Below are 15,362 nucleotides of genomic sequence, written 5' to 3'. Positions count from 1 at the left end.
ATGATTTAATATGTATGTTATAGATTCCCTATGGTAAAATTTGGCGGAGAGAGAGGGATTCGAACCCCCGGAGGTATCACCCTCAACGGTTTTCAAGACCGCCGCAATTAACCACTCTGCCATCTCTCCATATAGAATATAGAGATCTACATGTTGTGTATTTCTACTATGTTTCTCAGAAGATCTTGCATCGTTTCTCTTTTTCTTATAAGAAAATCTTTTCCCTTAAAAATCATAACTTCAGAAGGTCTATAACGAGAATTATAATTGGAAGACATAGAAAAACAGTAAGCTCCCGCATTTTTAATGCATAAAATATCTCCTTCACGGATTTCTTTAACTTTTCTATTAAAACCAAAGGTATCCGATTCGCAAATATATCCCACCACTGTATAAAAACGAAAACGACCATTGGGATTAGAAATATTTTCAATACAGTGATAAGCATCGTAAAACATAGGACGAAGAAAATGATTAAACCCTGAATCGACTCCAGCAAATACAGTAGAAGTAGTATGTTTAATGACATTGACACTAACTAAAAAATATCCCGATTCACTAACTATAAATTTGCCTGGTTCAAAGATCAAAGTAATTTGACTTCCATAATTTTTACAAAAATCTTCAAATTTTTCTGTAATATAGTAACCTAAAGAACTAAGATCCGTTTTTATATCATTTTTTGTGTATGGAACTTTAAAGCCACTTCCAAAATCAATATAATCAAGATTTGGAAAATCGATAGCTGTTTGAAACAAAACTTTTGCTCCTTCTAAAAAAGATTTTGGATCTGATATATCAGATCCTGTATGCATATGAAATCCTTCTATTTTAAGTCCGGTATTCTTTAATATTCTTTTCATGTGAGGAATTTGATAGTAAGAAATGCCAAATTTAGAATCAATATGTCCTACTGAAATTTTGTAATTTCCTCCTGCCATAATATGCGGATTGATTCTGATTCCTATAGCATAATCTGGGTAATATTCTCCAAATTGTTCTAAAATGGATAGATTATCTAAATTAATTCTAACTCCGAAATCAACAGCCTTTTTTATTTCTTGAATAGAAACACAATTAGGTGTGAATATAATTTTTTTAGGATGAAAACCTGCTTTTAATCCTAATTCTACTTCCTGAATAGACACGGTATCTAATCCACTTCCCAATTTTTGCAAAAATTTTAATATATTTAGATTAGTATTAGCTTTACAGGCATAATTAATGATTAAATTTTTTATACCACTAAAAGCATTTTTCATCTTTATATATTGTTTCTTTATTTTTAAAGAATCGTATACGTAAAGTGGAGTTCCATATTTTTTTGCGAGTTTAATTAAGTATTCTCTATTATGAATTGGGTCTGGGTAGGTATTATTTTCTAATTCATGCATCATAATTTACAATAAAGATAAATGAATCACATCATTCATATTTCTAACATAATCAAAAGTTAATCCTTTTAAGTGTTCGGTTTTAATTTCTTCTACATCTTTTTTATTATCCTGTGAAAGGATAATTTCCTTAATATTAGCACGTTTAGCCGCTAGAATTTTTTCTTTAATTCCACCAACAGGAAGAACCTTCCCTCTTAGAGTAATTTCTCCTGTCATAGCTAAATGAGGTCTTAACTTTCTTTTAGTAAAACTTGATACTAGAGATGTTAACATCGTTATTCCTGCAGATGGCCCATCTTTAGGAACTGCTCCTTCAGGAACATGAACATGTATATTTTTTTCTTCAAACATTATAGGATCTATGTTAAATTCTTTATAATGAGCTTTAATATACTGTAAAGCAATTGTAGCAGATTCTTTCATCACCTCTCCCAAATTTCCGGTAATACTTAAATGACCTTTCCCTTTAGATAAACTAGATTCAATATATAAAATATCTCCACCAAAATGAGTCCAAGCTAACCCCGTAACGACTCCTGGAGCATTATTTTCTTCATAACGATCTGGATCATTTGGGATTCCAAGAATACTTTCTATTTTTTCAATACTTAAATGCTTTACATATTTCTTGTTCATAGCAATATGTTTGGCGACATAACGTGCTAATTTTGCAATATGTTTTTCCAAAGTTCTCAATCCAGATTCTCTTGTATAGCTTTCTATGACTTTTTCTATTTCTTTCGTTCCCAGAACTAAGTCGGATTTTTTTAATCCATTATCTTTCAATTGTTTAGGTAAAATATGTTTTTTTACAATTTGTGTTTTTTCTTCTACAGTATATCCATTCATTTCTATAACCTCCATTCTATCTATTAGAGCTGGTTGAATATGGGAAAGAGAATTTGCTGTCGCAATAAATAATACTTTTGATAAATCGTAACCCATTTCTAAAAAATTATCGTAAAACGAGGTATTTTGTTCCGGATCTAAAACTTCTAACATAGCAGAAGAAGGATCCCCATTCGTTCCTAACCCCATTTTATCTATTTCATCTATAACAAAAACGGGATTTGAAGTTCCTACTTTTCGAATAGATTGTAATAGACGACCAGGCATCGCTCCTATATAAGTTCTTCTGTGCCCACGTATTTCTGATTCATCATGTAATCCTCCTAAAGAAATACGAACATATTTTCTTTTCAGTGCAGTAGCTATAGATCTTCCTAAAGAAGTTTTTCCGACTCCAGGTGGACCATAAAAACATAAAATAGGAGAACGCATATCTCCCCTTAATTTTAATACAGCTAAATATTCTATAATACGTTCTTTTACTTTTTCCAGTCCATAGTGATCTCTGTCTAATATTTTTTGTGCATATTCCAAATCAAAATTATCTTTCGAGTATCTTCCCCAAGGAAGATCTATCATCAATTCCAGATAATTTCTCTGTACCGTATACTCTGGCATTTGAGGATTAGTTCTTTGCATTTTTAATAATTCCCTATCAAACTGTTTTTTTGCTTCCTTTGGCCATTTTTTTCTGGAAGCTTTAGCACGCATTTCATCTATCTCTTTTTCATAAGAAATATCTCCTAGTTCTTCTTGTATGGCCTTAATTTGCTGATGTAAAAAGTATTCTCTCTGTTGTTGATCCATATCACTACGGACACGGGATTGAATATCGTTTTTTAATTTAATTTGTTGATGTTCTACGTTTAAAAAACGCAATGTTTCCATTGCTCTTTTTTTCAAATCATCGTATTCTAACAATTTTTGTTTATCTCTAGTAGCCAAATTCATATTGGCTGCTACAAAATTTATTAAAAAAGAAGGACTTTCTATATTACGAATAGCAATGCTTGCTTCTGATGGAATATTAGGATTATCTTGAATAATTTTTATAGCTATCTCCTTTATAGATTCTACTAAAGCAAGGTATTCTTTATCCTTACAGGAAGGTTTATTTTCTTCTAATGCTATAATTTCTGCTTTAAAATATGGATCGTTTTGAATAAAACGATTGACTTTAAATCTTCTTTTTCCCTGCAAAATAACGGTTGTATTCCCATCAGGCATTTTCAATAATTTTAATATCTTAGCAACCGTTCCAATAGAATACAAATCTTTTTCACTAAGATTTTCTATACCAGAATTTTTTTGAGTTAATACTCCAACTGTTTTGTCTAATCCATAAGCATCTTGTAACAATTGGATGGATCCACTTTTTCCTGCTATGATTGGAAAAACAATTCCAGAATATAAAACCATATTTCTTACTGTCAAGATACATAATTGCTCAGGAATATCGTCTTTAAGTAATTGATCTTCTTCATCTTGACTCATTAAGGGAATAAACTCAGCTTCAGACTCGAATCCAGATTCTGTAAATATATTTTTTAATAACATAAAAAAATAGATTTCTGACTTAAATGATGGATTAACTCATCTCAGAATCAATCACCACTTAGAAATTAAATATACTGTTTTCTATATGAAAAACAAAACCATCTATACGGACTTAAATTAATTACTGACAATCGTTAAAAAATTGATTTATTTTATTTTTTTTCTTTTTGAAGTATATCCAAAAAAAGATGTTCTGTCAAAATTTTGATATGATTTTTTTTCATACTTTTTTTTAATTTGGAACCAAAATTTTTTCCAACTACTATAAAATTAATTTTATTATTGACAGTATTATACACTCTTCCGCCTAAAAATTCTACTATATTTTTAGCTTCATGACGGGTCATACAAGATATTTTACCTGTAAATACAAAAGATTTTCCTTCAAAAAAAGAATATTTTTTCATCATAGTACATTTTGAAATATGTAATCCGTATTTTACAAGCATTTTAACTATGTGTTGATGTTCTGTAATTGAAAAATAAGTAATGATACTTTTTGCAATTTTTTTTCCTATGCCAGAAATAGAAATTAAATGATTATAATTTGCATGCATCAAAGAATTGATATCCAATAAATTTTCTGTCAGTATTTTTGAAATATATTCTCCTACATGACGAATACCTAAAGAAAACAATACTCTGTAATAGGGATTCTTTTTAGATTTTTCTATATTATTCAAAATGCTACATGCCAATTTTTCTTTGACTCCATCTATTTGAAGAAGTTTTTCTTTTTTCAATTCGTATAAATCATAAAAATTATATAAAAAACCTTTTTTGTATAGTTTATTTATCATTTTACTTCCAATTTTATTTATATTCATAACACTTACAAAGTGTATGATTTTTTCTATTCTTTGAGAAAAACAGTTTTGATTAGTGCAGTAAAATAATTCATTTTTTTTTGTTAAAATGCTATTACATGATGGACATTTTTTTAAAAAAAATACAGGAAAGGTTTGATTTGATCTTTTTTTGATATTGATTTTTGTGACTTTTGGAATGATATTTCCCCCTTTTTCTAATAAAAGTGTATCTCCATAATGAATTCCCATTTTTTGTATAAAATTATCATTATGAAGTGCTACTCTTTTTATTGTAGTTCCAGATATGAAAACAGGAACGACATTGGCGACAGGAGTAATGATTCCTGTACGTCCCACTTGAAACGTAATATTTAATAATTTGGTTTCATACGATTTTTGTCTAAATTTATAGGCTATAGCCCAACGTGGGTATTTGTTGGTAAACCCTAAAAGGGATTGTTTTTTATATTCATTAACTTTAATAACTATTCCGTCCGTATGATACGGTAGTTGATTTTGATAGATGTTCCAAAAGTCTATAAAATGAAATACTTCTTTTATGTTCCTACAAAGACGTGCTTTTTCTGGAGTTTTAAACCCCCAATATTTTATATATTTTATAGCTTCATATTGTGTATGAAAAGGTAAATTATTTCCTATAACATGAAATGCTACACAAAATAAATCTCTTTTACGTACTTCTTGATGATCATGAATCCTCAGTGTTCCACTTGCTGTATTTCTTGGATTGGAATAAGGATTTTGTCCATTTTTAATACGTTTTTTATTTATTTCTATAAAATTTTTTATAGGAATAAAAATTTCTCCACGTATTTCAATATACGTAGGATAGTTATCCCCTCTTAATTTGTGAGGAATATATTTTATCGTTTTTATATTTTTTGTGACATTTTCTCCTTTTTTTCCATTCCCACGAGTTATCGCATTTGTTAAAAATCCGTTTTTATAAACTAAATTAATAGATACTCCATCATATTTAGGTTCGCATACAAAAGATAAAGAATGAACTGATTTACTTATTTTTGTTTCCCAAATCATTAATTCTTTTTTAGAATAGGTGTTTTGAATAGAATACATTTTGTATTTATGATAAACAATAATAGAGTCTGTTTCATGAACTTTTGTTCCTACTTTCATTGTAGGTGAAGTGGGATCCTGTAATTCAGGATATTTTGTTTCTAAAAAAGATAATTCTTTTAATTTTTTATCAAAATGGAAGTCTGATATTTCAGAAGTGTCCAAATTATAATATTGATCATTATATTTTAACAATTCTTTTCTGAGTTTATATATTTTTTTTTCTATTTTTTTATCCATATTGTTTTATAATTATTTATAATTTTCGTAATAAACTGCACGAACCATTCTAAAAAATCCTTGAAAATCTCTTCTGATTTCTATTTTTCGAAATCCCATTTTTTTTAAAAAATCAATAATATCTAAATAAATAAATTGGTTGATTTCAAAATAAACATAAACGATTCCAGTCAATCTTTTTTTGATCCAAAAAGAAATTTTTTTATAAAAAATCAAAGGGTCTTCGTCAGGTACGAATAAAGCTTGATTAGGTTCGTATTGAACAATATTTGGATGTAGTAGTTTTTTTTCAGATAGTTTGATATAAGGAGGATTACTTACGATAATGTTAACACTATTTTTATTTGTGGATATGTACATGCTATCTTTCAAAAGATTCACATTTTTTAATGAAATTTTAACATTATGTAATTTTGCATTTTTACGAGCTATGTCAAGAGCTTTTTGATCAGAGTCAATGGCATGAATGTGTTGTATAATTTCAGGTTTTTTCTTTTTTAAAGTAATACTAATACATCCACTTCCTGTTCCCATATCAAATACTTGAATGGAATGATTATGATTGTAAACGGAATGATCCTCCTGTAAGATCCAATTTACAAGTTCTTCTGTTTCTGGTCTTGGTATGAATACTTTTTCATTAACAATGAATTTCATACCAAAAAAATAGGTGTGACCAATCACATATTGTATAGGTCTATTTTTTTTTAATTCCCATAATTTTTTTATTAATTTATCGTAAGTAAAAAAATTGATTTTTTCTTTTCTACTTAATCGCAATAAAATAGTTGTTTTATCACATTGAAAAATATGGGTAGTAAGTAAAAAAAAGATAGTTTCTAACTCTTTAGGTTCTGGATATAAATCTTGAAGAGTTTTTTGAAAAAAACAATAAAATTTGTAAAAAGATTCCATATTTAAAATAATGCAAATTTCAAAAAAAAATACTTATTTTTATATCCCATAATTTTTTATTTTTTTTATGTTAGATTTAGATGATGATACCATTGTAGCTTTAGCTACACCTATTGGGTCTAGTGCTATTTCTGTTATTCGCATTTCTGGAAAAAATGCCATATCTACAGTTGAAAATATTTTTATTTCTGTTAAATCTGGAAAAAAACTAAAAAACCAATCGACACACACTATTCATTTAGGGGATATTGTGGCAGAAAATAATAATTTGTTAGATCAAGTTTTAGTTTCTATTTTTAAATCCCCTTTTTCTTATACAGGAGAAAATATGATAGAGATTTCTTGTCATGGATCTTATTATATTCAACAACAAATTTTGCAATTGCTCATTAGAAAAGGAACACGTTTGGCTCGTCCTGGAGAATTTACATTTCGTGCTTTTATAAATAAAAAAGTGGATTTATCACAAGCTGAAGCTATAGCTGATTTGATTAGATCTGAAAACAAAATCTGTCATGAAATGACTTTACAACAAATCAAAGGAACGTTAGCTGAAACTATTAAAAATTTAAGAAAAAAATTATTGGATTTTGCATCTTTACTAGAATTAGAACTGGATTTTTCTGAAGAAAATCTGATTTTTGCTAAGAGATCAGAACTCTTTTCTTTTTTACAAGAATTAAAAGGAACTTTAAAAGATTTAATTGGATCTTTTTCGTTAGGAAATGCTATCAAGAAAGGAATTTCTGTAGTTATTATTGGAGAACCCAATGTGGGAAAATCTACTTTTTTTAATCAGGTTCTTCAAGAAGACCGTTCCATTATATCCCATATTGAAGGAACAACTAGAGATTGTGTGGAAGGAGAAGTCATTTTAAATGGAATTCTTTTTCATTTTTTGGATACAGCAGGAATTAGGAAAACCAAAGATCCTATAGAAACTATAGGAGTGAAAAAAACCATGAAAAAAATGGAAGAGGCTCAAGTCATATTATATATTTTTGATTCTTCAAATCAAAAAAAACAAAAAATTATTAGTGATATTCAAAAAATTTACAAAAAATATCCATTAAAAAATATTTTTTCCATAGCGAATAAATCGGATATATCTTGTTTTCAGGATTTTGAGAATTTCAAATCAAACATTCCTTATTTTTTTGAAATTTCGGCAAAAAATTATCATGAAGTGAAAAAGGTACTCAATACTTTGAGTTCTTTATTTTTGGATAAATTAAAAGAAAAAAAAATAGTGGTAACACAATACAGGCATTATGAAGCTTTGAAACTCTCATTCAGAGAACTCTCATTGGCACATAATGCTTTTAATAAAGGATATTCAGTAGATTTAGTATCAATATATCTTAAAGAAGCATTACGGTATTTAGGAGAGATTACGGGAGAAATCACAAGGGAAGATGTACTCAATAATATTTTTTCAAAATTTTGCATTGGAAAATAAGATTAAAAAATTATGTCATCACATTCTGTAAGAGTTCGTTTTGCCCCTAGTCCTACAGGTCCACTTCATTTAGGTGGAATCAGAACAGCATTATATAATTATCTTTTTGCTAAAAAATATGGGGGGACATTCATCCTGAGAATAGAAGATACTGATCGAAAAAGATTTGTTGAAAATTCTGAATTGTATATTTTGGAAACATTAAAATGGTGCCAGATAGAACCTGATGAAGGAGTCGGATATGGAGGCCCTTATTCTCCTTATTATCAATCTCAAAGGAATAATATTTATCGTATGTATATTAATAAATTGTTAAAACAAGGAGATGCTTATTATGCTTTCGACACAGATCAAGAAATTGATAAAAAAAGAAAAGAATATAATAATCGTGGGTTAGTTTTTTCTTATAATTCTAGAATTAGAATGGATCTGAATAATTCTCTAACTATGACGAAAGAACAATTATATGATAAATTACGATCTTGTTCTTATGTGATTCGATTTAAAATAAAACCTGGAGAAAAATTGAAAATGCATGATATCATACGTGGTAATATAATAGTCGATACAAATCACTTAGACGATAAAATTTTATTAAAATCTGATGGAGTGGCTACTTATCATTTAGCTAATACAATAGACGATCATTTAATGAAAATTACTCATGTGATCAGAGGAGAAGAATGGCTTCCCTCTACGTCTTTGCATATATTGTTATATAGGTCTTTAGGTTGGACCCCTCCTAATTTTGCACATTTGCCTTTAATTTTAAAAAATAATGGAAAAGGAAAAATTAGCAAAAGAAATACAGATAGTTTAAATTTTCCTATATATCCTATACAATGGAAAGTTCCAAAAAGCCAAATTATCATCCCAGGATATAGGGAATTAGGTTATTTGCCAGAAGCATTTGTGAATATGTTAGCTTTGTTAGGATGGAATCCTGGATTAAAAAGAGAAATTTTTTCTTTACAAGAATTAATCCATTTTTTCTCTTTAGAAAAAATAAAAAAATCTGGTGTTTATTTTGATATCAAAAAAACGAATTGGTTCAATAAAAAACATTTAAATAAAAAAAAAGAAGAGATATTTTCCTTTCTATTCAAGGAAATTAAAACACGTTCTATTTTATGCAAAAAAGATTATTTATGGAAAATAATTCATTTAACAATAGATAGAATTCATTTTATTCATGAAATATGGGAACATTCTTTTTATTTTTTTGTTCCTCCTAATTCTTATGAAGAAAATTTTTTCAATAAAATTTGTCATGAAAATACCATACTTCAATTAGAAAATGCAAAAATATTGTTATATGATATGAATCAATTTACATCTGTAAATTTGAGGTTTTTATTTCATACGATAAAAAATAAACATAAAATCATGCAATTATTTCGTTTAGCTTTAGTAGGGTTTCTAAAAGGAATTGATATTTTTCTAATTTTAGAAATGCTAGGAAAAAAAGAAAGTATACGACGCATAGAAAAATTGATCAATCGAATCAAAGAAAAAATTTAGAATCTTTTTGAAAAAAGAACATAAAAATATAGATTTACATTTTCGTAAAAAAAAATTCAATGCTTAAACATTATGAAAATGTTATCATAATAACTCCTATATTGTCTGACGATCAAGCAAAAGAAACAGCAAAAGAATATGAAAATTATATTATACAAAAAAAAGGAGAAATTATTCATCAAGAACATTGGGGATTGAAAAAATTTGCTTATTCCATTCAAAAAAAACAAAGCGGTTGTTATCACTTATTTGAATTTTTGTTAAATTCTAATTTAGTTTCTGATTTAGAACTGAAATTCAGACAAGATGAGCGTATTTTACGTTTTTTAACTGTAAAATTAAATAAATATGGAATAGAATATGCGGAAAAAAGAAGAAAAAAATTGTTAAAAAAAGATGAATAATTATGACATTAGAGGAAACCCATCAACATGCAAAACAAATAGTAGATAATGAATTAAGATATTTATCTCCTATTAAAATAGAAACTAAAGTAGAAAAAAAATATTGCTTTTTTGAACAAAGAAATATTAAATATATAGATTATAAAGATCCTGTATTTTTAATCAAATTTCTGAATGCGCAAGGAAAAATTCTACCACGTCGTATCACAGGTACTTTACAAAAAAATCAAAATAAATTAAATTCGGCTATCAAGAGATGTAGGCAGATTGGACTTTTACCTTTTGTAACAGATGATTTAAGATAAAATGAAAATTCTTCTCAAAAAAGACATAGAAAATTTAGGATTTCAATATGATGAATTAGATGTAAAACCTGGTTATGCTAGAAACTATTTAATTCCTAAAGGATATGCTGTTTTAGCTTTGCCTGGAACTATAAAAAATACTCATGAAATATTGAAACAACGTTCTAAAAAAGAAAGTTTTTTAATTGAAAAATCGAAGGAAATAGAAGAAAAATTAAGAAAATTAACTATTAAAATACCAGTTAAGGTAGGTAAAGGAGGAAAACTTTTCGGTTCGATTAATAATCAATATTTGATGAAAGTTTTGAATAAAGAAGGGGTTTCTATAGATAAAAAATTTATTAGAATACCTGGAAATAAAGTGATTAAAACAATAGGAAAACATCAGGCAAGTATCCGGTTACATCGAAAACGCGAGTTTACGTTAACTTTTGAAGTATTCTCTACTTAAAGAAAGTATCATATAATAAAAATAAATTTAGCAAGACAATGATGATGGTAATGAACCAAGCTGATATTTTTAAAGTAATTCCATTGACAAATGGACCCATTTTTTCAGAATCTCCTGTAAAATTAACTAATGGAATAATCGCAAAACTTAATTGTGCTGATAAAATGATTTGACTAATTATTAATAATTCAGTTGTTCCTTTTTCTCCATAGACAATAGAGGCGATCATAGCTGGAACAATAGCTATAAGTCTTGTAATTAATCTTCGAATCCAAGGTTTGAATTTTATGTTAAGAAATCCTTCCATGACTATTTGTCCAGCTAGAGTTCCAGTTAATGTAGAATTTTGTCCTGATGCTAGTAAAGCTAATGCAAAAAAAACTCCAGCTAGGCTAGAACCTAGTATAGGAGACAGAAGTTTGTGTGCATCCATAATAGATGAAACTTCTGTATGTCCAGCTTTATGAAAAGTGGCTGCAGATATAATTAATATAGCTGCATTGATAAAAAATGCTAAGGATAAAGATAAAGTACTGTCTATAGTTGCATATTTTATAGCCATTTTTTTTCCTTCAAAAGTACGTGGATAATCTCTAGTTTGTATGATGCTTGAATGAAGGTAAAGATTATGAGGCATTACTGTAGCTCCTAATATTCCTATAGATATGTAAAAAGAATGCGAGTTTTTCATAATTTCAGGATTAGGTACAATACCTTGTAATATGGGAAAAATTTCAGGTTTGGAACTCACAATTTCAAAACTAAAACAAACTAAAATTGTAAAAATTAAAGCTGCTACTACACTTTCAATATATCTAAACCCTTTATATTGAAAAAATAAAATAATTAAAACATCTATAGCTGTGATTAATACCCCCCATGTAATAGGAATCCCAAAAAGTAATTTTAAGGCTAATACAGAACCAATGATTTCAGCTAAATCACAAGCCGCAATAGAAATTTCGCATAAAATCCACAGAATGAAGTTAATAAATGGGTGATAATGATCTCTACAAGCTTGAGCTAAATCTCTCTCACAAACAATTCCCAATTTTAAAGCTAAATGTTGCAAAATAATGGCAAAAAAATTAGATATAAAAATAACGGATAATAGCATATAACCAAATTGAGCTCCTCCAGCAATATCTGTTGCCCAATTTCCTGGATCCATATATCCTACAGCAACTAATAACCCTGGACCGGTAAAAGCAAAAAGTTTTTTCCATATTCCTTTCTGCTTAGGAACAGAAACGGAAGAAAAAACTTCCGAAAGAGAAGGGTGCTTGTTTTCATTCCTCCATCCTATGGAATATTTTTTTTTTTTCATATGCATATAGTAGAATAGAATACGAAAATATAAAGTTAACCGTTTTAATCTTTTTGTTATCAATTCATATTTTATCATTTTCAATTTTGAAAAATTGATAAAATTGAGAATAATTTTTTATCTTTGCTTCAATAAAATTTATCCGCGTTGATTGATAGTGATTCAATCTTTTTTTGGTTTCATGAAAAAAATAGCGATACAAGGGGTAAGGGGATGTTTTCATCATGCAGCTGTTTCCAGCTATTTTGAAGGATGCAATTATAAATTGATGGAATGTTCTTCTTTTAGAGAATTGGCTGTTTCTGTAGCTAAATCTAATGTAGATGTTGGGGTTATGGCTATAGAAAATACCATAGCGGGAACAATATTAACGAATTACAGTCTTTTATCTGAATACAATTTGAAAATAGTGGGAGAGGTATATATGCCGATACAACATCATCTGATGGCTTATCCCGGACAAAATATAGAAGAGATTAAGGAGATATATTCTCACCCCATGGCTATTTTACAATGTGAATTATTCATAGATGCACATCCTTATATCAAAATATCCGAATATTCGGATACAGCTGCTGCTGCTAAATATGTTTCTATATGCAAAAAAAAAGGTTTAGCTGCAATAGCATCTGAAAATGCGGCTAAAGAATATGGTCTAGAAATCATTTCAAAAAATATACAAACTATTACAAGTAATTTTACTAGATTTTTTATTATTAAAAATTGTTACAAACAAGAAAATGATTATTTTAATAAAGCTTCATTAATATTCAAAATATCGCATACTATTGGTAGTTTATCTCAAATATTGAGTCTTATATCTAGTCTTGGAATTAACATGACGAAAATACAATCTATTCCTATCATACAAAGACCTTGGGAATATTCATTTTATGTGGATATTATATTTAACAATATAAAATATTATGAAAATATGAAAAAAAAAATACAAAAAATTCCCTGTCTTTATCAATTATCTATTATGGGAGAATATAAAAATGGGAGAATCAGATCCTAATGATAATCTCATGATTATATGATTATAGCAGCAAAAAGGACGCATCAAATATCGGAATACTTTTTTTCCGAAAAAATGAAGGAAATTCATAATCTTGAAAAAGATGGGGTAAAAATCATTAATTTGGGAATTGGAAATCCTGATTTACTTCCTCCATATGGGGTTGTACATAAAATGAAAAAAGCGTCAGAATTAAAGCATGCTAATACTTATCAAAGTTATATTGGAATAGAAGCACTTCGGAATGCCATTTCGAATTGGTATAAAAAAATATATCAAATTGATCTGGATCCTAAAAATGAAATTTTACCATTAATAGGTTCTAAGGAAGGAATTATGCATATAAGTATGTCTTATTTAGATAAAGGAGATGAAGTATTAATTCCTGATCCTGGATATCCTACTTATTCTTCAATATCAAAACTTTTGGAAGCAAAAATCATTTATTATGATCTTTATGAGAATGAAAATTGGATTCCTAGGTTGGATAACCTATCTAGAACAAATGCAAAAATAATGTGGATTAATTATCCTCACATGCCTACGGGGGCCACAATTTCTTTTGAAGAATTAGAAAAAATTGTTTTTTTTGCGAAAAAAAATCGTGTATTACTCGTTCATGACAATCCTTATAGTTTTATATTGAATCAGAAACGTCCTTTAAGCATTTTTAATGTGAAAGGAGCTAAAGATATAGCTTTGGAATTAAATTCTTTAAGTAAAAGTTATAATATGTCTGGATGGCGTGTTGGAATGATAATAGGAAAAAAGGAATTTATTCAGAATATTTTGAAAATAAAAAGTCAAATGGATTCTGGAATGTATTATCCCATACAAATTGGAGCTATAGAAGCCATGAATCATGATTCAAAATGGTTTGAAAAACTTAATATAGAATATCTTAAACGAAAAAAAATTATATGGGAAATATGTGATTATTTAAATTTAAAATATGCAATAAAAAGTTCTGGAATATTTGTTTGGGCAAAAATCACTGATGCAGATAAAAATGATCGTATATGGGCCGAAAAGTTTCTAAAAACTTATCACATATTTGTCACACCTGGAAGAGTGTTCGGTCATAATGGAAAAGGATATGTAAGATTTTCTATGTGTTGTCCAATCAAAATTTTGGAACAGGCAAAAAATAGAATTTTTTCATGAATATTGGAATAATAGGATTAGGATTGATTGGTGGATCCATTGGATTAGGATTGAAAAAATCCAATTTTGGAGATAAATTTATAGGATCAGATTCTAATAAAGAAAATGCTTTACGTGCTGTAAAACTTGGAATTGTAGATGAAATAATTCCTTTACAGGATCTCATTATGCAATCTTCAGTAATTATTTTATCTATTCCCGTAGACGGAATAGAAAAAATACTTCCAAGTATTCTGACTAGAGTTAGTACGGATACAGTCGTTTTAGACACGGGATCAACTAAATATGATATTTGTAATAGGATTGATTCTCACCCTAATAGAAGTCGTTTTGTAGCTACACATCCGATTGCAGGAATTGAAAATTCTGGACCTATTTCAGCTGATTCTGATTTGTTTTTTCAAAAAAAATGCATCATTTGTGATTCTGAATTGAGCGCTACAGATGCAATGAATGTTGCTACAAAAATTTATTCTATTATGAAAATGCGTATGATTTATATGACTTCTAAAGAACATGATTTATATATTGCTTATATATCTCATTTACCTCATGTGATTTCTTTTGCTTTGGCTAGTACAGTTTTAAAAAAATTTAAAAATGAAAAAAAAATTTTTAATAATATGATGGGGAGTGGATTGGATTCTACTACACGTTTGGCTAAAAGTAACCCTGAAACATGGTTGCCTATTTTCATTTCGAATAGAAAAAATATGATTCAAGCTATAGATTTTTATATTGATTATTTAAATAAATTTCGTAATTATTTAATAGACAAAGAATTTCATAAAATAGATCAGTATATGAAAAAGGCGAACAATATAAAAGATAAAAAATATGTGTAAATT

Annotated in this window: 13 protein-coding genes and 1 tRNA gene; 8 read left to right on the top strand and 6 right to left on the bottom strand. The window is 28.0% G+C overall.

Annotation, left to right across the window (positions count from 1 at the left end):
* Positions 1–41: 41 nt before the first annotated feature.
* From H0H74_RS01555 to prmC, 5 genes are all read right to left on the bottom strand, one after another.
* Positions 42–129, bottom strand: a tRNA-Ser gene (locus H0H74_RS01555).
* A 17-nt stretch (positions 130–146) separates the two neighbouring features.
* Positions 147–1,394, bottom strand: coding sequence for a diaminopimelate decarboxylase (lysA, locus tag H0H74_RS01550; protein ID WP_185849504.1), 1,248 nt, complete (start codon positions 1,392–1,394; stop codon positions 147–149).
* Between the two features lie 6 nt (positions 1,395–1,400).
* A complete protein-coding gene (gene lon / locus H0H74_RS01545; RefSeq protein ID WP_185848970.1) occupies positions 1,401–3,803 on the bottom strand; it encodes an endopeptidase La in 2,403 nt (800 codons plus the stop codon).
* Between the two features lie 152 nt (positions 3,804–3,955).
* The gene (gene ligA, locus H0H74_RS01540) at positions 3,956–5,950 is read right to left on the bottom strand and encodes an NAD-dependent DNA ligase LigA (protein ID WP_185848969.1); all 1,995 of its coding nucleotides are present in this window, start codon (positions 5,948–5,950) and stop codon (positions 3,956–3,958) included.
* Positions 5,951–5,962: 12 nt separating this feature from the next.
* Positions 5,963–6,865, bottom strand: a complete 903-nt coding sequence (gene prmC / locus H0H74_RS01535) for a peptide chain release factor N(5)-glutamine methyltransferase (protein ID WP_185848968.1) — start codon at positions 6,863–6,865, stop codon at positions 5,963–5,965.
* Between the two features lie 67 nt (positions 6,866–6,932).
* Between prmC and mnmE the strand changes: the two genes are divergently transcribed.
* Genes mnmE through rplI form a run of 5 tightly spaced genes read left to right on the top strand, consistent with a single transcriptional unit; the run spans position 6,933 to position 11,005 of the window.
* Positions 6,933–8,324, top strand: coding sequence for a tRNA uridine-5-carboxymethylaminomethyl(34) synthesis GTPase MnmE (mnmE, locus tag H0H74_RS01530; RefSeq protein WP_185848967.1), 1,392 nt, complete (start codon positions 6,933–6,935; stop codon positions 8,322–8,324).
* Between the two features lie 12 nt (positions 8,325–8,336).
* Positions 8,337–9,845, top strand: a complete 1,509-nt coding sequence (gene gltX, locus H0H74_RS01525) for a glutamate--tRNA ligase (protein ID WP_185848966.1) — start codon at positions 8,337–8,339, stop codon at positions 9,843–9,845.
* A 59-nt stretch (positions 9,846–9,904) separates the two neighbouring features.
* Entirely contained in the window at positions 9,905–10,249 is a 345-nt protein-coding gene (rpsF, locus tag H0H74_RS01520; protein ID WP_185848965.1) for a 30S ribosomal protein S6, read from the top strand.
* 2 nt (positions 10,250–10,251) lie between these two features.
* On the top strand, positions 10,252–10,554 hold the full coding sequence (rpsR, locus tag H0H74_RS01515) for a 30S ribosomal protein S18 (RefSeq protein WP_185848964.1): 303 nt from the start codon (positions 10,252–10,254) through the stop codon (positions 10,552–10,554).
* A 1-nt stretch (position 10,555) separates the two neighbouring features.
* A complete protein-coding gene (gene rplI, locus H0H74_RS01510; RefSeq protein ID WP_185848963.1) occupies positions 10,556–11,005 on the top strand; it encodes a 50S ribosomal protein L9 in 450 nt (149 codons plus the stop codon).
* On the opposite strand, the gene H0H74_RS01505 is transcribed toward rplI, so the two are convergent.
* Positions 10,998–12,332 (bottom strand): Nramp family divalent metal transporter, encoded by a 1,335-nt coding sequence (locus tag H0H74_RS01505; protein ID WP_185849486.1) that lies wholly within the window; start codon positions 12,330–12,332, stop codon positions 10,998–11,000. The two genes, rplI and H0H74_RS01505, sit on opposite strands and share 8 nt — an antisense overlap.
* 181 nt (positions 12,333–12,513) lie before the next feature.
* On the opposite strand from H0H74_RS01505, the gene H0H74_RS01500 reads away from it, so the two are divergent.
* Genes H0H74_RS01500 through H0H74_RS01490 form a run of 3 tightly spaced genes read left to right on the top strand, consistent with a single transcriptional unit; the run spans position 12,514 to position 15,359 of the window.
* Positions 12,514–13,350 carry a prephenate dehydratase gene (locus H0H74_RS01500; RefSeq protein ID WP_185849485.1) on the top strand — a complete coding sequence of 279 codons (837 nt, stop codon included), beginning with the start codon at positions 12,514–12,516 and terminating at the stop codon, positions 13,348–13,350.
* Between the two features lie 18 nt (positions 13,351–13,368).
* Entirely contained in the window at positions 13,369–14,514 is a 1,146-nt protein-coding gene (locus tag H0H74_RS01495) for a pyridoxal phosphate-dependent aminotransferase (RefSeq protein ID WP_185849484.1), read from the top strand.
* The gene (locus H0H74_RS01490; protein ID WP_185849483.1) at positions 14,511–15,359 is read left to right on the top strand and encodes a prephenate dehydrogenase; all 849 of its coding nucleotides are present in this window, start codon (positions 14,511–14,513) and stop codon (positions 15,357–15,359) included. The genes H0H74_RS01495 and H0H74_RS01490 overlap by 4 nt, the downstream gene beginning before the upstream one ends.
* Positions 15,360–15,362: the final 3 nt, after the last annotated feature.

The sequence above is a fragment of the Blattabacterium cuenoti genome, assembly GCF_014251315.1.
Lineage (GTDB): Bacteria > Bacteroidota > Bacteroidia > Flavobacteriales > Blattabacteriaceae > Blattabacterium > Blattabacterium cuenoti_AJ.
The sequence above is the reverse complement of the archived record's forward strand: the minus strand, read 5'-3'. Positions and strand labels throughout refer to the sequence as shown.

Excerpts from the sequence above, each read along its gene's own strand:
- lon (WP_185848970.1), bottom strand. The coding sequence starts at position 3,803 with ATGTTATTAAAAAATATATTTACAGAATCTGGATTCGAGTCTGAAGCT.
- lysA (WP_185849504.1), bottom strand. The coding sequence starts at position 1,394 with ATGCATGAATTAGAAAATAATACCTACCCAGACCCAATTCATAATAGA.
- H0H74_RS01495 (WP_185849484.1), top strand. The coding sequence starts at position 13,369 with ATGATTATAGCAGCAAAAAGGACGCATCAAATATCGGAATACTTTTTT.
- ligA (WP_185848969.1), bottom strand. The coding sequence starts at position 5,950 with ATGGATAAAAAAATAGAAAAAAAAATATATAAACTCAGAAAAGAATTG.
- mnmE (WP_185848967.1), top strand. The coding sequence starts at position 6,933 with ATGTTAGATTTAGATGATGATACCATTGTAGCTTTAGCTACACCTATT.
- H0H74_RS01505 (WP_185849486.1), bottom strand. The coding sequence starts at position 12,332 with ATGAAAAAAAAAAAATATTCCATAGGATGGAGGAATGAAAACAAGCAC.
- H0H74_RS01500 (WP_185849485.1), top strand. The coding sequence starts at position 12,514 with ATGAAAAAAATAGCGATACAAGGGGTAAGGGGATGTTTTCATCATGCA.
- rpsF (WP_185848965.1), top strand. The coding sequence starts at position 9,905 with ATGCTTAAACATTATGAAAATGTTATCATAATAACTCCTATATTGTCT.
- H0H74_RS01490 (WP_185849483.1), top strand. The coding sequence starts at position 14,511 with ATGAATATTGGAATAATAGGATTAGGATTGATTGGTGGATCCATTGGA.
- prmC (WP_185848968.1), bottom strand. The coding sequence starts at position 6,865 with ATGGAATCTTTTTACAAATTTTATTGTTTTTTTCAAAAAACTCTTCAA.
- rplI (WP_185848963.1), top strand. The coding sequence starts at position 10,556 with ATGAAAATTCTTCTCAAAAAAGACATAGAAAATTTAGGATTTCAATAT.
- gltX (WP_185848966.1), top strand. The coding sequence starts at position 8,337 with ATGTCATCACATTCTGTAAGAGTTCGTTTTGCCCCTAGTCCTACAGGT.
- rpsR (WP_185848964.1), top strand. The coding sequence starts at position 10,252 with ATGACATTAGAGGAAACCCATCAACATGCAAAACAAATAGTAGATAAT.